Origin of the sequence: Actinomadura sp. 9N407, assembly GCF_044326315.1 — a bacterium.
In the GTDB taxonomy this organism is placed as follows: domain Bacteria; phylum Actinomycetota; class Actinomycetes; order Streptosporangiales; family Streptosporangiaceae; genus Spirillospora.
On the sequence record NZ_JBIRAW010000045.1, the window covers coordinates 1 to 20172 of the forward strand.

At 70.5% G+C, this 20172-nt stretch carries 16 protein-coding genes and 2 riboswitches; of the genes, 9 read left to right on the forward strand and 7 right to left on the reverse strand.

What is annotated here, in order from left to right; all coding sequences use genetic code 11:
* The first annotated feature begins 43 nt into the window (after positions 1 to 43).
* From ACH34Q_RS42370 to ACH34Q_RS42380, 3 genes are all read left to right on the forward strand, one after another.
* On the forward strand, positions 44 to 868 hold the full coding sequence (locus ACH34Q_RS42370) for a hypothetical protein (protein WP_395988874.1): 825 nt from the start codon (positions 44 to 46) through the stop codon (positions 866 to 868).
* Positions 869 to 1046: 178 nt separating this feature from the next.
* Positions 1047 to 2216 (forward strand): S8 family peptidase, encoded by a 1170-nt coding sequence (locus tag ACH34Q_RS42375; protein WP_395988875.1) that lies wholly within the window; start codon positions 1047 to 1049, stop codon positions 2214 to 2216.
* A gap of 162 nt (positions 2217 to 2378) precedes the next feature.
* Positions 2379 to 2567: riboswitch (cyclic di-AMP (ydaO/yuaA leader) on the forward strand.
* A 3-nt stretch (positions 2568 to 2570) separates the two neighbouring features.
* The gene (locus ACH34Q_RS42380; RefSeq protein ID WP_395988876.1) at positions 2571 to 3539 is read left to right on the forward strand and encodes a coiled-coil domain-containing protein; all 969 of its coding nucleotides are present in this window, start codon (positions 2571 to 2573) and stop codon (positions 3537 to 3539) included.
* Positions 3540 to 3819: 280 nt separating this feature from the next.
* On the opposite strand, the gene purL is transcribed toward ACH34Q_RS42380, so the two are convergent.
* The 4 genes from purL to purS all read right to left on the reverse strand — a co-directional run bounded on the left by purL (position 3820) and on the right by purS (position 8823).
* Complete coding sequence (gene purL / locus ACH34Q_RS42385; protein WP_395988932.1) at positions 3820 to 6099, reverse strand: phosphoribosylformylglycinamidine synthase subunit PurL; 2280 nt, start codon at positions 6097 to 6099, stop codon at positions 3820 to 3822.
* A 923-nt stretch (positions 6100 to 7022) separates the two neighbouring features.
* Positions 7023 to 7703, reverse strand: a complete 681-nt coding sequence (gene purQ, locus ACH34Q_RS42390; RefSeq protein WP_395988877.1) for a phosphoribosylformylglycinamidine synthase subunit PurQ — start codon at positions 7701 to 7703, stop codon at positions 7023 to 7025.
* 110 nt (positions 7704 to 7813) lie between these two features.
* A complete protein-coding gene (locus ACH34Q_RS42395; protein ID WP_395988933.1) occupies positions 7814 to 8260 on the reverse strand; it encodes an ATP-binding protein in 447 nt (148 codons plus the stop codon).
* A gap of 320 nt (positions 8261 to 8580) precedes the next feature.
* Positions 8581 to 8823 (reverse strand): phosphoribosylformylglycinamidine synthase subunit PurS, encoded by a 243-nt coding sequence (purS, locus tag ACH34Q_RS42400; protein WP_395988878.1) that lies wholly within the window; start codon positions 8821 to 8823, stop codon positions 8581 to 8583.
* Between the two features lie 92 nt (positions 8824 to 8915).
* Between purS and ACH34Q_RS42405 the strand changes: the two genes are divergently transcribed.
* The 4 genes from ACH34Q_RS42405 (at position 8916) to ACH34Q_RS42420 (ending at position 14362) form a co-directional block, all read left to right on the forward strand.
* Positions 8916 to 10535, forward strand: a complete 1620-nt coding sequence (locus ACH34Q_RS42405) for a hypothetical protein (RefSeq protein WP_395988879.1) — start codon at positions 8916 to 8918, stop codon at positions 10533 to 10535.
* Between the two features lie 223 nt (positions 10536 to 10758).
* A complete protein-coding gene (gene pdhA / locus ACH34Q_RS42410) occupies positions 10759 to 11895 on the forward strand; it encodes a pyruvate dehydrogenase (acetyl-transferring) E1 component subunit alpha (protein ID WP_395988880.1) in 1137 nt (378 codons plus the stop codon).
* A 74-nt stretch (positions 11896 to 11969) separates the two neighbouring features.
* The gene (locus tag ACH34Q_RS42415; RefSeq protein WP_395988881.1) at positions 11970 to 12974 is read left to right on the forward strand and encodes an alpha-ketoacid dehydrogenase subunit beta; all 1005 of its coding nucleotides are present in this window, start codon (positions 11970 to 11972) and stop codon (positions 12972 to 12974) included.
* Between the two features lie 2 nt (positions 12975 to 12976).
* Positions 12977 to 14362, forward strand: coding sequence for a dihydrolipoamide acetyltransferase family protein (locus tag ACH34Q_RS42420; RefSeq protein ID WP_395988882.1), 1386 nt, complete (start codon positions 12977 to 12979; stop codon positions 14360 to 14362).
* A 94-nt stretch (positions 14363 to 14456) separates the two neighbouring features.
* On the opposite strand, the gene ACH34Q_RS42425 is transcribed toward ACH34Q_RS42420, so the two are convergent.
* The 3 genes from ACH34Q_RS42425 to ACH34Q_RS42435 all read right to left on the reverse strand — a co-directional run bounded on the left by ACH34Q_RS42425 (position 14457) and on the right by ACH34Q_RS42435 (position 18404).
* Positions 14457 to 14693 (reverse strand): DUF6458 family protein, encoded by a 237-nt coding sequence (locus ACH34Q_RS42425; protein ID WP_395988883.1) that lies wholly within the window; start codon positions 14691 to 14693, stop codon positions 14457 to 14459.
* Between the two features lie 110 nt (positions 14694 to 14803).
* Positions 14804 to 16423, reverse strand: a complete 1620-nt coding sequence (locus tag ACH34Q_RS42430; RefSeq protein ID WP_395988884.1) for an OmpA family protein — start codon at positions 16421 to 16423, stop codon at positions 14804 to 14806.
* 148 nt (positions 16424 to 16571) lie between these two features.
* Positions 16572 to 18404, reverse strand: coding sequence for an acyl-CoA dehydrogenase (locus ACH34Q_RS42435; RefSeq protein WP_395988885.1), 1833 nt, complete (start codon positions 18402 to 18404; stop codon positions 16572 to 16574).
* 250 nt (positions 18405 to 18654) lie between these two features.
* A riboswitch (guanidine-III (ykkC-III) riboswitch) is annotated at positions 18655 to 18722 on the forward strand.
* Positions 18723 to 18795: 73 nt separating this feature from the next.
* Here ACH34Q_RS42435 and ACH34Q_RS42440 point away from each other — a divergent pair.
* Together ACH34Q_RS42440 and ACH34Q_RS42445 are read left to right on the forward strand one after the other, a co-directional pair.
* Complete coding sequence (locus ACH34Q_RS42440) at positions 18796 to 19122, forward strand: DMT family transporter (RefSeq protein WP_395988886.1); 327 nt, start codon at positions 18796 to 18798, stop codon at positions 19120 to 19122.
* A gap of 152 nt (positions 19123 to 19274) precedes the next feature.
* A complete protein-coding gene (locus tag ACH34Q_RS42445; RefSeq protein ID WP_395988887.1) occupies positions 19275 to 20060 on the forward strand; it encodes a sporulation protein in 786 nt (261 codons plus the stop codon).
* The last annotated feature ends 112 nt before the right edge of the window (positions 20061 to 20172 follow it).

The following is a 20172-nucleotide window of genomic DNA, read 5'->3' on the forward strand; positions in this document are numbered from 1 at the left end:
CCTCTGACCCGCCCCCGCCCCCGCCCCTGCCCCGGCTCCGCCGATGCCGAGCCCGGCCGCGTCGCCGCCCGCCGCCTTCGGATCGTCGGTGCCCGCGTCCGGCCCGTGGCCTCCACTGGAGCCGGCGGACCTGACCCGGGTCGACACGCCGCGCGTCGATGACACGGCGCTCGATCAGCACGCCCTCGACCCCGCCGCGTTCGATCGCACCACGTCCATGGCCCCGGTCGGCGCGGCGCCGCCTCCCGCCGACCGGACCGAGCCGACACCGCACCTCATCCCGGGCATGGGAACGGGGCTGGACGGCGACGACGAGCGCGACTCGACGGCGATCCTCTCGCTGCCGCCGGAGCCCCCGAGCGGCGGGCTGCCCGGCCTGCTGGCGCGGCTGCCGCGTCCCGGCAACCACCTGCTCGGCGTGGCGCTCTCGCTCACGATCGGGGTCCTGGTCGGAGTGGCGATCATCGGCCTGGTGCTGCTGCCGCAGATGCGCGGGGACGACGCGCCGCCGGCCGGCGGCACCGACACGATCGACGACCGCCCGGTCTCGTCCGTACCCGAGGCCTTCGCCGGTACGTGGAAGGGCACCGTGGTCAACACGGGACGGGGCGCCTCGTTCCCCGTCGAGGTGACGTTCAAGAAGGGCGAGAAAACGGCACGGGCGCTGTACACGCAGCACAACTGCACCGGCACGCTCGCCTTCGCCCGGGGGACCAACCGGCAGCTGCACATGTCGCTGACCATCGGCAAGCCGTGCACGAGCGGGGACGTGCAGGTCAGCAGGCAGCCGGACGGCTCGCTGCAGTACGCCTGGTCCGCTCCCGGCAGCTCCCAGCTCGGTTACCAGGGCAAGCTGACCCGCGACTGAGTCGCGACCGGATCGACCGTTCGGCGACGCGCTGGCCGATCTTGGCCTGACCTGCATTGACGAAATGCCGGATTTAGCGTCTATTTCGGTCAGAGATCCAATAAAGTACCCCCGGCCGGGTCGCTCCGACCCCGGCTGCGGGTGCCGCATGCGGGCCCGCGTGAGAGAAGGAGAGCTCTTGCGGCCTTTCCCCCGAAGGGTGCTCATCATCGGCGCGGTCGCCTCCATGGGCGCCGCCGCCACCCTGCCCGCCTTCGCCGCCACACCACAGACCGCACCGGTCCCGGTGGCCAAGGCCCAGGGCACGCCGGCTCCGGGCCGGTACATCGTCACGCTGAAGACGGGAGTCTCGCCGGCCACCACGGCCAAGCGGGCCAGGGCCACCTCGGTCCAGCGCTTCGGCAACGCGCTCAACGGCTTCGCGGCCAAGCTGAGCACGTCCCAACTCGACACGCTCCGCCGTGACCCGTCGGTCGCCGCGATCGAGCAGGACCAGATCGTCAAGGCCAGCACCACGCAGCGGTCGCCGCTGCCATGGGGACTGGACCGGATCGACCAGCGCGGCAAGAAGCTGTCGAAGACGTACACGTACAAGATGACCGGCACGGGCGTCAACGCCTACGTCATCGACAGCGGTCTCGCGCACACCCATCCCGAGTTCGGCGGCCGGGCCTCGATCGCCTGGGTCGGCCCCGAGTTCAACGGTGACGGCTGGGACCACAACGGCCACGGTACGCACGTGGCCGGCACCATCGGCTCCAAGCTGTACGGCGTGGCCAAGAACGTCAATGTGCGCGGCATGCGCGTCCTGGACGCCGACGGCTACGGCTACATGTCGACCATCATCGCCGCCGTCGACTGGCTGCGCACGAACGCCAAGAAGCCGGCCGTGGCCAACCTGTCGCTGGGCGGCGGCAAGTCCACGGCGCTCAACGCGGCGGTCGAGCAGCTGTCCAGGACCGGGGTCTTCACCTCGGTCGCTGCCGGCAACGAGAACCAGAACGCCTGCAACACCTCACCGGCCAGCGCCGGCTGGGTGATGGCGGTCGGCGCGACCACGGTCTACGACAACCGGGCCGCGTTCTCCAATTACGGCAAGTGCGTCGACATCTTCGCCCCCGGCTACGGGGTCTACTCGACCTGGCCGGGCGGCGGCCGGGCGAAGATCAGTGGCACCTCGATGGCGGCTCCGCACGTCAGTGGGGCAGCGGCCCTGTACCTGCAGGGTCACAAGACCTCCACTTTCCCGCAGGTGCAGAAATGGCTGAACGACTACTCAACAAAGGGACAAATCGGGCGCCTTCCCAGTGGGACGGCCAACCGGCTGCTCTACAAGGGCGGTCTGTGAGTCCGGTCACGTAAGATGGCCCGGCTCCCTGACGGGAGCCGGGCTTCCGGGAAGGCGGCCATTCCACCCGGCCCCGGGGTTTAATCTTGGCGAGGATCCGGACGGTTCCTTACAGTTCGCTATTGTTCGGCCGGTGACCGGCCCTGGTCTCCGGGGCACGGCCGGCCGGACCCGCCTAATCCCGCGGCGTCCCCCCGCCCGGGAACCGGGGAACCACCCGCCGGTAGATTCGGGCCTCGCCCGGTCCGACCGGCAGGGGTGAATCCGCCGCCCGCCTCCAGTGGGCGGCGATAGGGCTGACTCCGGCCCGAACCCGTCAGCTAACCCGGTAGGCGATCGAGGAGAGGAGAGGACGTGGAGACCCCCAGCTCCACCCGCCGATGGCGTACCCGGCTACGGCGCCCCGCCTTGGCACTCGCGGTACTCGCCGGCGGCCTGTCGCTGACCGCCGGCTCCGCGGGGGCCGCGCCCGTCGCGCCCGCTGCGCCCACGGCCTACGCCGATCCCGGCGACTCGGCGCGCTTCAGGAAGCTCAACCAGCAGATCGCGAAGCTGGAGAAGGCCTACGGCGGCGACCTGGCCAAGCAGAAGAACGCCCAGTACGGCATCAAGAAGGCCCAGCAGAAGGCCAAGGACCTCCAGGTCGACCTCAACGTCGCCCGCGGCCTGGTCGCGCAGCTGGCGGCCAGCCAGTACATGACCGGGGGCACCGACCCCAGCGTCGGCGTGCTGTCCGCCTCCGACCCGTCCAGCGCGCTCAGCAACCTGAGCCTGGTCAGCCATGTGGCCCAGAACCAGTCCAACAAGGTCCAGCAGATCCAGGCCCTGGTGAACGAGCAGGAGAAGGCGCGCCAGGAGTACGAGAAGAAGGTCAAGGACCTCGAGAAGGACCTCAAGGACCTGCTGGCCCAGAAGACCAAGATCCAGGCTCTGGTGAAGCGGTACAAGCCGGAGTCCCCGAGCGTCGGCATGGGCGGCGTCACGCCCCGGATGCGCAAGGTCAAGGACACCCTCGACGTGGAGTTCGGGCCGTTCCCGACCATCGGCTGCGTGCGCGGCGGCGGCGACGCCCAGGACCACGCCACCGGCCAGGCCTGCGACTTCATGGTCAGCACCGGCGGCTCGATGCCCGGCGCCAACGGCCGTGCCCAGGGTGACCGCGCCGCCCAGTACGCGATCGCCAACGCCAGCAGGCTCGGCGTCAAGTACGTCATCTGGCGCCAGCGCATCTACGACATGCGCAGCCCGGGCTGGCGCGCCATGGAGAACCGCGGCGGCACCACCGCCAACCACTACGACCACGTCCACATCAGCGTCTTTTAATCAAAGGCCCGGCCCAGGGGCCGCTCGCCTGGCGGCTCGCACCCCTGACCGTTCCTTGTGCGAGCGCTGCATCGCTTCGCGATCTGGCCGGGTGAGGCTCGCCTTCGGCATCGCCCCGCCCGGCCAGTTAACGCGCTCGCGCGGTGGCTGAGGCACTTGAGAAGAGACCCAGGCGGCTAGGCGCGTCCGTGCGTGTTCCCCAAGCGGAGGGCCGACTGGTCGGCAACGAAAACAGAGCGCCCGGCCCTTTTGGGGCCGGGCGCTTTCGCGTTCTGGCGATTCAGCCGGCGTAGCTGGGGAGGGTGCGCTCGTGCGCGTCGCGCAGCTCGACCAGCGGGATCGAGAACAGCTCCTGCGTCTCGCCGTCGGGGCCGGGCGCCGTGACGTCGAGGGAGTCGCCGCCGATGACGCCGAGCTGGGAGACCGGGACGCCGGCCTCCTGGCACAGCTGCGCCATCCGGTTCTCGCCGCCGGGGCGGATGGCCACGACGGCGCGGGCGACCGACTCGCTGAACAGCGAGACGAACGCGTCCCCGCGCAGGGTGATCTTGGCGCCGAGCCCGCCGCGCAGGCAGGACTCCACCAGCGCCTGCGACAGCCCGCCGTCGGACAGGTCGTGCGCCGCCGTCAGCAGGCCCTCGCGCGCCGCGGTCACCAGGACCGAGCCCAGCGCGCGCTCGGCGGCCAGGTCGACCAGCGGCGGCAGGCCGCCCAGGTGCCCGTAGACCACGTGCGCCCATTCGGACCCGCCGAACTCCTCGCGCGTCTCGCCCAGGAGGGCGAGGGTGGCGCCGTCGGAGGTGAACGACATGTTCACGTGCCGGCGCACGTCGTCCTGGACGCCCAGCACACCGATGACCGGCGTCGGGTTGATCGGCGTGGTGCCGGTCTGGTTGTAGAAGCTGACGTTGCCGCCGGTGACCGGGATGCCCAGGTACTGGCAGCCGTCGGCCAGGCCCTCGACCGCACGGGCGAACTGCCACATGACGCCCGGGTCCTCGGGTGAGCCGAAGTTGAGGCAGTTGGTGACCGCGAGCGGGCGGGCACCGGTGGCGGCCACGTTGCGGTACGCCTCCGACAGCGACAGCTGGGCCCCGGCGTACGGGTCGAGCCGCGCGAAGCGGCCGTTGCCGTCCAGGGACAGCGCCAGGCCGAGACCCGACTCGTCGTCGATCCGGATCACGCCCGCGTCCTCGGGCATCGCCATCACGGTGTTGCCCATCACGTACCGGTCGTACTGCGAGGTCACCCAGGTCTTGCTCGCCAGGTTCGGTGAACCGGCCAGCCACAGGACCGTACGGCGGATCTCGTCGGCACTGGACGGACGGGTCAGCCGGCCCGGCGTGTCGGCCTGCATGGAGCCCAGGTCGGCGGGCGGCGCGATCGGCCGCTCGTACACCGGGCCCTCGTCGACCGCCGTGGTCGGCGGGATGTCGACGATCGTCTCGCCGCGCCAGGTCATGACCAGGCGACCGGTGTCGGTGACCGTCCCGATCGTCGTCGCCGGGATCTCCCACTTGGCGCAGATCTGCAGGAACCGCTCGACCTTGGCCGGCTCGACCACCGCCATCATGCGCTCCTGCGATTCGCTCATGAGGATCTCCTCAGGGCGCAGGGTCGCGTCGCGCAGCGGTACGGCGTCCAGGTCGACGTGCATGCCGCCCGTACCGGCCGCGGCCAGCTCGGTCGTCGCGCACGACACCCCGGCCGCGCCGAGGTCCTGGATGCCGACCACGAGGTCCTCGGCGAACAGCTCCAGGCAGCACTCGATCAGCAGCTTCTCCATGAACGGGTCGCCGACCTGCACGGCGGGCCGCTTGGCCTGCGACTCCTCGTCGAACGTCGCCGACGCCAGCACGGACGCGCCGCCGATCCCGTCCGGGCCGGTGGTGGCCCCGAACAGGATGACCCGGTTGCCCGGGCCCGGGGCGATCGCCCGCTTGATGTCCTCATGCTTCAGCACGCCCACGCACAGCGCGTTGACGAGGGGGTTCTGCGCGTAGCAGGCGTCGAAGACGGTCTCGCCGCCGATGTTGGGCAGGCCGAGCGAGTTGCCGTAGCCGCCCACCCCCGCCACCACGCCGGGCAGCACCCGCTGGGTGTCGGGAGCGTCCGCCGGGCCGAACCGCAGCGAGTCCATCACCGCGACCGGCCGCGCGCCCATCGACATGATGTCGCGCACGATCCCGCCGACCCCGGTCGCCGCACCCTGGTACGGCTCCACGTAGGACGGGTGGTTGTGCGACTCCACCTTGAAGGTGACCGCCCAGCCCTGCCCCACGTCCACGACACCGGCGTTCTCGCCCATCCCGACCAGCAGCACGTCGGTCTGCGGCGCCTTGTCGCCGAACTGGCGCAGATGCACCTTGGAGCTCTTGTACGAGCAGTGCTCGCTCCACATCACCGAGTAGATCGCCAGCTCGGCCCCCGTGGGGCGGCGGCCCAGGATGTCCCGGACCCGCTGGTACTCCTCGTCCTTCATGCCCAGCTCGGCGTACGGCAGCGGCCGCTCCGGCGTGGAGGCCGCGATCGCCACGGTGTCGGTGCCGGGCTCGGGCACGGGCCGCTCGTACCGTACGGGCTCGGGCGGCGCCGCTTCCGGGCGCCATCCGGCGGGCTCCTCGCCCACGTCCAGGTGGACGTTCCCCGGCTCGCCGAGCCGCTGCAGGATCTCGGCCGCCGTCACCGGCGCCGGCTCACCCTCGGGTACGGCGATGAACGGCTCGTTCGCCGTCTCCTGGGTCGGCCCGGCCGGGACGATCTCGCCACCCTCCCCGGGCACGGCGGCCTGCGGCCCGGTGTTACCGGACACGGTGTTACCGGACACGGTGTTACCGGACACGGCAGGCTGGGGGCCGGTGCCGCTCGGAACGGCCGGCTGAGGCCCTGTGTTACCCGGAACGGCGGGCTGAGGCCCGGTGTTGGAGACGGCCGGTTGCGGGCCGGTGTTGCCCGGTACGGCGGGCTGGGGGCCGGTGTTGCCAGGCACGGCGGGCTGAGGTCCGGTGTTACCCGGTACGGCAGGCTGCGGGCCCGTATTGGAGAACGTGGGCTGCGGGCCGGTGTTGCTGGGCACGGCAAGCTGCGGGCCCGTGTTGCCCGGTACGGCCGGTTGCGGGCCGGTGTTGGAGAACGGCGGATGCGAGCCCGTGTGGTTCGGCACCGCAGGCTGGGGACCCGTATGGCCCTGCACCGCAGGCTGCGGGCCGGTGTGGTTCGGCACGGCCGGCTGCGGGCCCGTGTTGCCCGGCACCGCCGACTGGGGGCCCGTGTTGGTCACGGCGGGCTGGGGGCCGGTGTTGCCTGCGGCTTCGCGTTCGCCCTCTTCCCGGACGGCCTTGTAGGCCCGGGTCACCGAGGGGTCGACGGGCTGGAGCTCCGGGTCGTCGGCGTCGGACTTGAGCTCGACGAGCCACTCCAGGCTCGTCTCGTCGGACTCGCCGGGAGCGTCCGGGGAGCCGGGAGGGGTGGGCGGCTGCTCGCTCATGCGTTGACCAGTCTCTTGACGATCGAGGTGAAGAAGCCCAGCCCGTCCGTGGACGGGCCGGTGAGGGACTCCACGGCGTGCTCGGGGTGGGGCATGAGGCCGACCACGTTCCCGGCCTCGTTGCAGATGCCCGCGATGTCGTCGAGGGAGCCGTTGGGGTTGAGGTCGAGGTAGCGGGCCACGATGCGGCCGCTGTCCTCGAGCTCGGCGAGGGTGTCCTGGTCGGCGGTGAAGCGCCCGTCGCGGTTCTTGACCGGGACGACCAGTTCCTGGCCCTCGCTGTACTCGGAGGTCCACGCCGTGGCGGCGTTGTCGATCCGGAGCCGCTGGTCGCGGCAGACGAAGTGCAGGCCCGCGTTGGGCAGCAGGGCGCCGGGCAGCAGGTGCGACTCGCACAGGACCTGGAACCCGTTGCAGATACCGAGCACCGGCAGGCCCGCCTCGGCGGCGGCCACCAGTTCCTTCATCAGGGGCGCGAAGCGTGCGATCGCCCCTGCCCGCAGGTAGTCCCCGTACGAGAACCCGCCGGGCAGCACGACCGCGTCCACGCCCTGAAGGTCGTGGTCGGCGTGCCACAGGGCGATGGGTTCGGCCCCGGCGAGCCGTACGGCTCGGGCGGCGTCACGATCGTCAAGGGAACCTGGGAAGGTGATGATCCCGACCCGGGCAGCGTCCATCTCTTGTGTTCCTCCGAAATGAGGGCGGCCGGGGCTGGGCGGCTCTCTGTCGCCGAACGGCGAATAACGATCACCGATGCGCGGCGCGAACCCCCCGCGCGCGTCCCAATCTACCCGGCACTGTGCATGAGCCGACCGTCGAGGCGCCTGATCAGGGCCTCGTCGCGCCAGGTCAGGCGCTTGTGGAGGTGGACGACGGTGCCGTGCTCCGGCGCCGAGTCGATGCTCAGCTCGTCCACCAGCGCCCGCATGATCCTAATACCACGGCCTGATTCGGCCAAATCGTCCGGTTCGGGGAGGGGCGGCGCTTTCCGTGGACCGCGGCCGCCGTCGACGATCCGCAGCCGGCAGACATGGTCGTCGACCCGTCCGGTCACCTCGAAATCACCACTGGCACGGGCATGCTGGATGACATTCGTGCAGGCCTCGGACGCGGCCACGAGAATGTCGGCGACGCAGTCGTCGGAAACGCCCAGCGCACGCAGCGCGTCCCCCACGACGCGGCGGATCACCGGGATGCTCAGCGCCTCGCGTGGTAGCGCGAGCGAGAACTTCATGTCCACCGGTCACCTCGTGTCATGCCCCGGACCCCCTGGCCGGGCCCGGTCCCCCGAGCGGGCTGCGCGTCTCGACGCAGCTAAGGTTTCCCCGGCGGTATCTTGCGTAATCGTTGGACCGCCGGGTCTTTCGGTGAAATCACGGTGGCGACGTGGTCGCTTTACCCTGCGTTGCCGGGATGGCCACGATCGGCCGCCTCCGCGGGAACGAATGACACGTTCCAGAAAAGGACCCGTATCCGTTGGACCGAGCCAAGATCATTGTGCCCGTACGGCCATTCCCCGCCTTTTCGCGGTGCGGCCCGCCGGCGGCCCCGGCGCTAGAGGGCGCGGACCTCGAAACTCTCGATCACCGTATTGGCCAGCAGGGTTTCGGCGATCTTGCGAACCCGCTCCAGGGCCTCCTCGTCGGCCGGGCCGTCCAGCTCGACCTCGAACCGCTTGCCCTGGCGGACCGCGGAGACGCCCTCGAACCCCATCTGCGGCAGCTTGCGGGCGATCGCCTGCCCCTGCGGGTCGAGGATCTCCGGCTTCAGCATGACGTCGACGACGACGCGCGCCACGACCGCCCCCTTACTGATCTGCGGTTTCATTACCGTCAGAAGCGTACGGCACCATGGCCTGAGCGAGACCACCCGTCCCCCGGAGTCGTGCGATGAACATCGATGAGCTGTCACCACCGGAACGCCGCCTGTGGGAGGCGTTCCCGCGCGGTGAGTCCGTCGACCTGTCCAGCGGCGATCAGGCACTGAACGATCCGGCCTCGTCCGACCGCTGGGGCCCCGAACGCATGGTCCGGGCCGAGGTGCTGGTGGCGCTGCTGGCCGGGGCGCTGGATCCGGAGTCCGGGCACATCGCCGCCGTACGGCTGTCGGGGGCGCGGATCCTCGGGTCGCTCAACCTCGGGCACGCCAAGGTGAGCGTGCCGCTGGCGCTGACCGGCTGCAGCTTCGACACCGCGCCGCACTTCTACTGGGCCAGCATGAACAGCGTCCATCTGATGCGCTGCCGGCTGCCCGGCCTGATCGCCTCCGGTACGCGGGTGGACGGCCACCTCTGGCTGGAGGGCAGCCGGGTCACCGGGGGCCTGCTGCTGGACGGCGCGCACATCGCCGGCATCCTCAACATGTCGGGCGTCCACCTGATCAACCCGGGCGGTGACGCGCTGCTCGCCGACCGGCTCACCGTGGACGCCAACGTCTACTGCGACCAGGGTTTCACCGCCAACGGCGAGGTCCGGCTGCCGGGCGCGCGGGTGGGCGGCCAGCTGATCTTCCGCAAGGCGCGGCTGCACAATCCGAACGGGTCCGCGCTGTACGCCAGCCGGCTCGACGTGGCGGCCAACGTCTTCTGCGACGGCGGGTTCTCCGCTCAGGGCGCGATCCGGCTGCGCGGCGCGCGGGTGGGCGGGTACCTGTCGTTCGTCGGTGCCGAGCTGTCCCATCCCGACGGCATCGCGCTGAACGCCGACGATCTCGCGGTCGAGACCGACGTCTACTGCTCGGACGGCTTCCGCGCGACCGGCGGGGTCAGCTTCGCGGGCGCGCGCGTCACGGGGCAGCTCAGCTTCCGCGGTGCCCATCTGCACTACCCGACCGGTACGGCGCTGAGCCTGCAGCGGCTCCAGGCCGAGGAGGTGCTGCTGCGCCCGGCCGAGCAGATGTCGGGCGTCGCGGATCTCTCGTACGCCAGGGTCACCCTGCTCCGCGACGACCGCGCGACGTGGCCCGAGCGGCTCCAACTGGACGGCCTCCAGTACGAGACGCTGGAGCCGCCGCTGGTGGCCCGCGAACGGCTCGACTGGCTGCGCCGCGACACCGACGGCTACCAGCCCCAGCCGTACGAGCGGCTCGCGCAGACCTACCGCTCGCTCGGCCTCGACGCCGACGGCCGGTTCGTGCTGCTGGCCAAGGCCCGCGACCGGCGCAAGATCCAGAGCGTGCCGCGCAAGATCATCGGCTGGGCGCAGGACGTCCTGGTCGGTTACGGCTACCGCCCGTTCCGTGCCGCGAGCTGGCTGATGGGCCTGCTGGCGCTGGGCACGATCGTGTTCTCGCTGCGCCCGCCGGGCATCCTGAACGAGGACGACCACCCGCACTTCAACGCGTTCTTCTACACCCTCGACCTGCTGCTGCCGATCGGCGACCTCGGCCAGGAGCGCGTCTTCGCCCCGCAGGGCGTCTATCAATGGATCGCCAACCTGCTGGTCATCTCGGGCTTCATCCTCGGCCTGACCGTGGCCGCCGGCGCCTCCCGCTCCCTGTCCCGGGAGTAGCACCCGTGTAACTCCGCTCCGGCCTCCGCGCAGGGCCGTTCGCGGGGTGCGGCATCGGCTGGGGTGGGTACGGATCGGGTACTCGGGGGCTTGCGCTCCTGGGTGTGATGTCTGCCACGATGGCATCAGCGGCCTTCGTCCCTTACCGGGGAGAACGGGGGCCACTGAAGCCGGCCGGCCAGCGGCGATCCCGCGATCCGGCCCCGAACGAGGAGTGTCATCGATGACGATCGACTCCGTACGCGGCGCGCCCGCCATCCCCCCGCACGCCGATCCCGATCTCGTGCAGCTGCTCACCCCCGAGGGGGAGCGCGTCGAGCATCCCGACTACCCGCTGGACCTCTCCCCCGAGGAGATCCGCGGGCTGTACCGGGACCTGGTCACCGTCCGCCGGATCGATCTGGAGGCGGTGGCCCTCACCCGGCAGGGCGAGCTCGGCATCTGGGCCTCGCTGCTGGGCCAGGAGGCCGCCCAGATCGGCTCGGGACGGGCGCTGACCGAGCACGACATGGTCTTTCCCACCTACCGCGAGCACGGCGTCGCCTACTGCCGCCAGGTCGAGCCGCTGCGGCTGCTGGGCCTGTTCCGTGGGGTGAACCACGGCGGCTGGGACCCGGCCGAGCACGGGTTCCACCTCTACACGATCGTGATCGGCAGCCAGACGCTGCACGCGACGGGCTACGCGATGGGCATCCAGCGCGACGGAGTGCTGGGCACGCCGTCGGCAGGTGCGACCATCGCGTACTTCGGTGACGGCGCCACATCGCAGGGCGACGTCAACGAGTCCTTCGTGTTCGCGTCGGTGTTCAACGCGCCGGTCGTGTTCTTCTGCCAGAACAACCAGTGGGCCATCTCCGAGCCGCTGGAGAAGCAGTCGCGCATCCCGCTGTACAAGCGGGCCCAGGGGTACGGGTTCCCCGGGCTGAGGGTGGACGGCAACGACGTGTTCGCCTGCCTTGCCGTCACGCGGAAGGCCCTGGAGAACGCCCGTACGGGACAGGGGCCCACGCTCGTCGAGGCCTACACGTACCGGATGGGCGCCCACACCACCACGGACGACCCCACGCGCTACCGCCTCAAGGCGGAGGAGGAGGCGTGGAAGCTCAAGGACCCCATCGAGCGGGTGAAGGCGTACCTCGTCCGCAGCGACATGGCCGACGCCGCCTTCTTCGAGGAGGTGGAGGCGGAGGCCAAGGCGGTCGCGACGGATCTGCGCAAGCAGTGCCTGGCGCTGCCCGATCCGGGCCCGCTGGAGATCTTCAACAACGTGTACGCGGAGCCGCATCCGCTGATGTCCGAGGAGCAGGAGCAGTTCGCCGCCTACCTGGCGTCTTTTGAGGACGAAAAGGTGCAGTCATGACCGAGCGAAGCGAGGGAATGAATGCAGGCGTTGCCGGGGGGCGTGGGGGGTCGTCCCCCCACAAGGAGGCAGTCATGACCCGGACGATGGAGCCCGGTACGGGACGGGCCACCGAGACCCTCACGCTCGCCAAGGCGATGAACGAGGGCATGCGCAAGGCGATGGAGAACGACCCCAAGGTCCTGATCATGGGTGAGGACGTCGGCAAGCTCGGCGGCGTCTTCCGGGTGACCGACGGGCTGCACAAGGACTTCGGCGAGGAACGGGTGATCGACACCCCGCTGGCCGAGTCGGGCATCGTGGGCACCGCGATCGGGCTGGCGCTGCGCGGCTACCGGCCGGTCTGCGAGATCCAGTTCGACGGGTTCGTGTTCCCGGCGGCCGACCAGATCATCACCCAGCTGGCCAAGATGCATCTGCGCTCGCTCGGCAAGCTGTCGCTGCCGGTCGTCATCCGGATCCCGTGCGGCGGCGGCATCGGTGCCGTCGAGCACCACAGCGAGTCGCCGGAGAACTACTTCACGCACACCGCCGGGCTGCGGGTGGTCGCCTGCTCCAACCCGGCCGACGCGTACACGATGATCCAGCAGTCGATCGCCTCGCCGGACCCGGTGATCTTCTTCGAGCCCAAGCGCCGCTACTGGGACAAGGCCCCGGTGGAGATGGACGCGCCCGGGGCCCCGCTGCACGAGGCGCGGGTCGTACGTCCGGGCGACGACGCGACCCTGCTGGCGTACGGGCCGGCGGTCAAGACGTGCCTGGAGGCCGCCGCGGCCGAGGAGAGCCGTTCGCTGGAGGTCATCGACCTGCGCTCGCTCAACCCCCTCGACATCGGCACGGTCGTCGAGTCGGTGAACCGGACGGGCCGCTGCGTGGTCGTCCACGAGGCCCCGGTGTTCAGCGGGTACGGCGCCGAGCTGGCGGCGCGGGTGACCGAGAAGTGCTTCTACCGCCTGGAGTCGCCGGTGCTGCGCGTCGGCGGCTTCTCCACCCCCTATCCGCCCTCCCGGCTCGAGGACCACTACCTGCCCGATCTCGACCGCATCCTGGACGCGGTCGACCGGACCTTCGGCTGGTGACCATGAAGAGCTTCAAGCTGCCCGATGTGGGCGAGGGCCTGACCGAGGCCGAGATCGTCCGCTGGCACGTCCAGCCGGGCGACCCGGTGGAGGTCAACCAGATCATCGTCGAGATCGAGACCGCCAAGGCCATCGTGGAGCTGCCCTGCCCGTACGAGGGCGTGGTGGCCGAGCTGATGGCCGAGGAGGGCCAGACGGTCGACGTGGGCGTCCCAATCATCACGGTGGACGACGGCACCGGGGACGGCGGCGGCACGGAGGCGACCGAACGGGCCGAGGCGCTCAAGGAGAACCTCGTTCCGGCGGCGGCCGAGCCGGGGACCGTGGGCCCGGACAAGCCGAAGCGGCAGCCGGTGCTCGTCGGGTACGGGGTGAAGGAGGGGGCGACCAAGCGCCGTCCGCGCAAGCCGTCCAACGGCAGCGCGCACGCCGCGCCCCCGCGCCCGCCCGCGGCACCCGCTCCGCCACCGCGCGCGGCCGACGTGCCGTCTCCTCGTCCACAGCCTGTGGACAAGGCGCTGCCGCTGGCCAAGCCGCCCGTTCGGAAGCTGGCCAGGGACCTCGGCGTGGACCTCGGCACGGTCACGGGGAGCGGCCCGCGCGGCTCGATCACGCGGGACGACGTACACGCCGCGCAAGGGGCCCCGCCCCAGACCGCCGCACCCGCCCGGGCACCTCGGCCGGACGAGGAGCGGATCCCGGTCAAGGGCGTCCGCAAGGCCATGGCGGCGGCCATGGTGAACTCGGCCTTCACCGCACCGCACGTCACCGAGTTCCTCCAGGTGGACGTGACCGGGACGATGGAGGCGGTCCGGCGGCTCCGCGAGCTGCCCGAGTTCGCCGAGGTCAAGGTGTCGCCGCTGCTGCTGGTCGCGAAGGCGCTGATCACGGCGGCGGGCCGGAACCCGATGGTGAACGCGCGCTGGGAGGAGGGCCCGTCCGGCGCCGAGATCGTGGTCGGCCGGCGGATCAACCTCGGCGTCGCGGCGGCCACCGAGCGGGGCCTGATCGTCCCGAACGTCAAGGACGCCCAGGAGATGCCGCTGCCCGAACTGGCCGCGGCGCTGGCCGATCTGACCGCGACCGCGCGGGCGGGGAAGGCCAGCCCGGCCGACCTGTCCGGCGGGACGATCACGATCACCAATGTGGGCGTGTTCGGGGTGGACACCGGGACCCCGATCATCACGCCCGGCGAGTCGGCGATCCTGGCGTTCGGCCAGATCCGCGACATGCCGTGGGTACATGAAGGCGAGCTGGCGATCCGCAAGGTCACCACGCTGGCGCTGTCGTTCGACCACCGGGTGATCGACGGTGAGCTGGGCTCGCGCGTGCTGCGCGACGTGGGCGACATGCTGGCGGACCCGCTGCGCATCCTCGCCTGGCAGTAGCACCCCAGGTTGACTCGTGGCGTTGTCGCCCTTCTCGGGGCGTGGGCAGGCGGGCAGGGCCAACACGCCACGAGTCAACGGGAGGAACGGGCGGTCAGACCGGAGGCTGGTTGTCGCCGTTGTAGAGGCGGCCGTTGTCGCGGTCGCCCGCGCCCCGGCTCTGCATCCTGCTCATCATCAGCAGTTGCAGCGCGAACGAGGCCCCGCCGACGATGATGAGGATGACGCCGATCACGTGGATGTCCACGGGATCGGTCATCGCGTCCTTGGCGATCGCGAATTTAAGGATCAGCCCGAGCGTGATCGTGAAAATGCTGACGCCGACACCCATGCGATGACCTCCGCCAGACGATCCATGGTCGTGCCTTTAACGTATCCGCCAGGCTCGGTCGCCACACGTGAAGTTGATCGATCGTCACGAGACCGGGACGTTGTCGATCGTCATGCGACCGGGACGTTGCCGACCTTCCCGAACGGGCCGGCGTCGAAGGTCACGCTCTTGACGTTCCCGGGCGGCGCCGGGATGTAGACGAACCCGCGGGCGGGCGCGTCCATCGCCGTACGGAACGTGGCGCGCCCCGGGTCGACGTACTTGGCGCTGTTCGCGGCGGGCGGGCCGATCCGTACCGCACGGTAGACGTCCGTGCCACCCGGGACGAGCACGGAGAACGCGGTGAAGGCGCCCCCGAGGTAGTCCTTGTGCGGGTACAAGGCGTCCGGCGGGGTGGTGCCCGGGCCTTCGTTCACGATGTCGAAGACCGCGACCAGGTACGCGCCGTCGCGGTAGAACGGCTTGACGTCGATCCGCCGCTTGGCCGAGCCGAACCGCCCGTACCGGCTGGCCACCGTCTTACCATCCTGGGCCCGGAAGGCGGCCGGGGGCACCGTACCGCCGCGCGAGTCGGCGGGAGCTGTGGCGGAGGTCGTCGTGGACGGCGCCTGCTGCCGGACGAGGTAGGAGATCTCCACGCGCCGGTTCCGGGAACGGGCGTTGGCGTCGTCGGTCCCGCCCTCCTTGGCGATCAGCTCGGCCTCGCCCTTGCCCTGCGTGGTGTACGTGTACGTACCGCCGAGCCTGGTCTTCAGCTCCTTCTCCACGGCCTTGGCCCGCTCCTGGGAGAGCTTCAGGTTGTCGGCGTCGGAGCCCTTGCTGTCGGTGTGGCCGTAGATCGTGATCGGTCCCTTGCCGGCGTCGGCCTTCTGCCGTACCTCCTGGCCGGCCTGGTCGAGGACCGCCTTGGCGCGGCCCGACAGCTCGGCCGAGCCGGTCGCGAACAGCACGTCGGCGCGCAGGTTCATCTTTACGTCCGAGCCGCTGGCGGTGACGTCCTTGACCGCCCCTTCGGTGACGTCGTACAGGTCCACCGGGTTGCCGGGCGAGGCCACGGTGCCCGGCGCGCTCGCGGTGCCGGTCACCGGCACTCCGGTGAACTCCCCGGCGGTGCCCGGAGTGAGGACGGTGAGCTTCTGTACGGACGACGGCACCGAGGGGAACCCGGCGGCGAGCTCCCGCGTAGCGCCCGGCAGGAACTGCTCCACCACAGGCGATGGCACCGGAACCTGCGGAGCCTGCGTGGGCGTGCTCGACTGCGTGGGCGTGGTGGTCTGCGTGGGCGTGGCGGTGGGCGTGCTGGTGGGCGTGCTGGTGGGCGTCGGTGCGTACGCGGCGTTCGCGGTCGTCGGGGACGCGACGGTCGAAGGCGACCCGCTCCCCGAGGGCGAGGGGGAAGGGCCCGCCGCGATCGGCCGGTACAGCTTGCGCCCGACCGGATCGAGCAGGCTGACGGCGAACGGGACGGACTTGGCGACGGTCTCCATCGACGTGACCGCGTACCGGACCAGGGTCTGGCCGCCGCGCCGCTCGATCCCCTTGACCTCGACGCGGGCGTGCAGGCCGTCCGCCCCGCCGAACCAACCCTCCCTGGTGAACGCGCCGGACGCGCTCGCGCCGGCAGCGCCGGCCTTGGGCGGATCCACCTTCTGCGGGGACGCGGTGTCCGAGCAGCCCGTGGCCGCCATCACGACGGCCACAGCGGCCGGAAGCAGTCTGCGAGCGGGCATGGGGGCAAGCGTATAGATGCGGCGCGAAAAAGAAACGGCCCCAGCACCGCGCGGGTGCTGGGGCGTTCCTACCGATCCGCCACCCCTAACTCGGGGGTGTGGGGTCGCCCCCACAGTGACTCGCGGAAAGGGGATCAGGCGAGGGGAATCAGAAGGCCGACTCGGGCAGGTCCATCACGTCGAGGGTGGTGCCCTCGGCGATGGCGCGGTCGGCGGCCAGGCGCGGCAGGACGGTGGAGCAGAAGAACTGTGCCGCGGCCACCTTGCCGGTGTAGAAGTCGCGGTCGGACGCGGACACGTCGCCGTCCAGCTTGGCCAGGGCCACCTCGGCCTGGCGGCACAGCAGCCAGGCCACGATCAGGTCGCCGAGGGCCAGCAGCAGGCGCGAGCCGTTGAGCCCGACCTTGTAGACCTCCTTCGGGCTCTCCAGCGAGCCGAGCGCCCAGCCGACCATCGGGTCGATGATGCCCTGCACGTCGTCCAGGGCCCGGCCGAGCATCGCGCGCTCGTTCTTGAGCCGCCCGTTGCCGGCCTCGCTCCCGGCGAACGCCCGGATCTCGCCGGCCAGGTGCTGCAGCGCCCCGCCGTTGTCGCGCAGGATCTTGCGGAAGAACAGGTCCATGCCCTGGATCGCGGTGGTGCCCTCGTACAGGGTGTCGATCTTGGAGTCCCGGATGTACTGCTCGATCGGGTACTCCTGCAGGAACCCGGACCCGCCCAGCGTCTGCAGCGACTCGGCGCCCAGCAGCGCGTAGGCGCGCTCGGAGCCGAAGCCCTTGACGACCGGCAGCAGCAGGTCGTTGAGCTTCTCGGCCAGCTCGTCCTTGCGGCCCTCGTGCTCGGCGAGCTGGACCGCGTCCTGGTACGTGGCGGTGAGCAGGACCAGCGCCCGCATGCCCTCGGCGTAGGCCTTCTGGGTCATCAGGCTGCGCCGCACGTCCGGGTGGTGGGTGATGGTGACCCGGGGGGCGGTCTTGTCGGTCATCTGCGTCATGTCGGCACCCTGCACGCGCTCCTTGGCGTACTCGAGCGCGTTCAGGTAGCCGGTGGAGAGGGTGGCGATGGCCTTGGTGCCGACCATCATCCGGGCGTACTCGATGACCAGGAACATCTGCTTGATGCCCTCGTGCACGTCGCCGACCAGGTAGCCGACCGCCGGCTCCTTCTCGCCGAACGTGAGCTCGCAGGTCGTGGAGACCTTCAGGCCCATCTTCTTCTCGAGGTTGGTGACGTAGGCACCGTTGCGGGCGCCCAGCTCACCGGTCTCCAGGTCGACCATGTACTTCGGTACGAGGAACATCGACAGGCCCTTGGTGCCGGGGCCGGCGCCCTCGGGGCGGGCCAGCACCAGGTGGAAGATGTTCTCGGACATGTCGTGCTCGGCCGAGGTGATGAAGCGCTTGACGCCCTCGATGTGCCAGGTGCCGTCGGGCTGCTGGACGGCCTTGGCCCGGCCGGCGCCGACGTCGGAGCCGGCGTCCGGCTCGGTCAGCACCATCGTGGCGCCCCACTGCCGCTCCAGCGCCAGCTCGGCGAACCTCTTCTGCTCGGGCGTCCCGATGTGCCACAGGATCTGGGCGAAGCCCGGGCCCGAGGAGAACATGTAGACGGCCGGGTTGGAGCCCAGCACCTGCTCGGCCAGCGCCCAGGTCAGGCTGCGGGGTGCGCCCGTACCGCCGAACGCGGGCGACAGGTCGACGCGGAACCACTCCGCGTCCATCCACGCCTTGAACGACTTCTTGAAGCTCTCCGGCATCGTCACGGTGCCGGTCGCGGGGTCGAAGACCGGCGGGTTGCGGTCCGCGTCCTCGAACGACTCGGCGAGCGGGCCCTCGGCGAGACGGTTGACCTCGGCGAGCATGTCGCGCGCGGTCTCCTCGTCCAGCTCGGCGTACGGACCGGTGCCCAGCAGGTCCTGGCGCCCGAAGACCTCGAAGAGGTTGAACTCCAGGTCGCGGAGGTTGCTCTTGTAGTGCCCCATGAACACTCCGTCTGGTTCCGCGGCGCTCGTGGGCCCCGCAACGTACTGGTCAGTAACTCGACATCATGCTACCCGCTGGTAACCAGTCGCAACCCACCACCGTACGGGAGATCTGTAACACCCCGCCGTCATTCCGGCACACCACATCCGGCCAAAGGCCGACGGGTACGGGAAGGTCCATATCCGCGCCAAGGGAGAGCACGGGGCTCACGTCGGGGAATCCCCGCTGTGAGGCCCTTGTTAGCCTGGTCATGAGGGCCTGACGCGGTCCTCCCGGACGAGGTGCGCGCCGTACCCGGCAGGCGAAGACGGTGCGCGGACCAGCGCCCGGCACGGCACGTCCCGTGTCCGCCGCGGCGCACCGCACACGTCCCGTCCGGGAGGAAACACCATGGCCTGGTTCCTTGTCGTCGCCGCCGGCCTCTTCGAGGTCGCGATGGCGCTCTGCCTGAAGCAGAGCAAGGGCTTCACCGAGGCGCTGCCCGCAGCCGGCTTCCTCGTCTTCGCCGTCATCAGCTTCGGTCTGCTCACCATCGCGCTGAAGGACCTGGAGGTCGGCACCGCGTACGCCGTCTGGGTCGGCATCGGCGCGGTCGGTACGGCCGCGCTCGGCATGCTCTGGCTGGGCGATCAGGTGACCCCGCTCAAGCTCGGGGCACTGGCGCTCATCATCATCGGCGTGATCGGCCTCAACCTCGCCGGAGGCGGCGCGCACTGACGCCCGGCGGCCACCGGCGGTGCCCGCCGGTGGCCGGTCCCGGCCAGCGAGCCGTTCGGCTGTTTGGATCTTCGCTGGAACGTAGCCTCACCAAAGGGCGTCTATGGGACGTGGGTGCACAGATCGGCGCCCGTACCAACAGGGGAGGAATCTTGGTCTTCAAGAAGCTCATGCAGGCGGCCGGTGTCGGTGGTCCCCAGGTCGAGACGATCCTGCACAACCCCAACACCAGGCCCGGCGAGAAGCTCACCGGCGAGGTGACGATCATCGGGGGCAAGCACGACTCCGACATCCTCGGCGTGAACCTGGCTCTGCGGACCCGGGTGGAGATCGAGTCCGGCGACAACGAGTACGCCTCCAACCTCGAGTACGCCAAGCTGCCGATCGCCGGCCGGTTCGAGCTGGACGACGACGCGCGCTACAGCATCCCGTTCGAGATGCAGATCCCCTGGGAAGCGCCGCTGACCCACTTCTACGGGCAGCCGCTGCGCGGCACCACCGTCGGCGTCGCCACCGAGCTGGAGGTCGCGCGGGCGGTCGACGCCACCGACCTCGACCCGATCGCGGTGCATCCGCTGCCCGCCCAGGAGCTCATCCTGTCGGCCTTCTCGAGCCTCGGCTTCCGGTTCAAGAACGCCGACTGCGAGAAGGGCCGCATCTACGGGGTGAAGCAGCAGCTGCCCTTCTACCAGGAGATCGAGTTCTTCCCGCCGCCGCAGTACGCGTCGGGCATCAAGCAGCTCGAGCTCACGTTCGTGTCGTACCCGACCTCGATGGACGTCGTGCTGGAGCTGGACAAGCGCGGCGGCGCGTTCACCGAGGGCCACGACTCGTTCAGCCGCTTCACCGTCGACTACGCCTCCGCCGCCCAGACCAACTGGGAGCAGCAGCTCGACGGCTTCCTGCAGAAGGCCGGAAAGCGCAAGGGCTTCTTCTAACAGGACGTTTCCAGGCGCGGTGCTCTCTGGACACCGCACGGTCCTGGACGCGATGCAAGACTGATCAAGGCCCGGGGGACTCCCCCGGGCCTTGATCATTCGGTGGCGGACC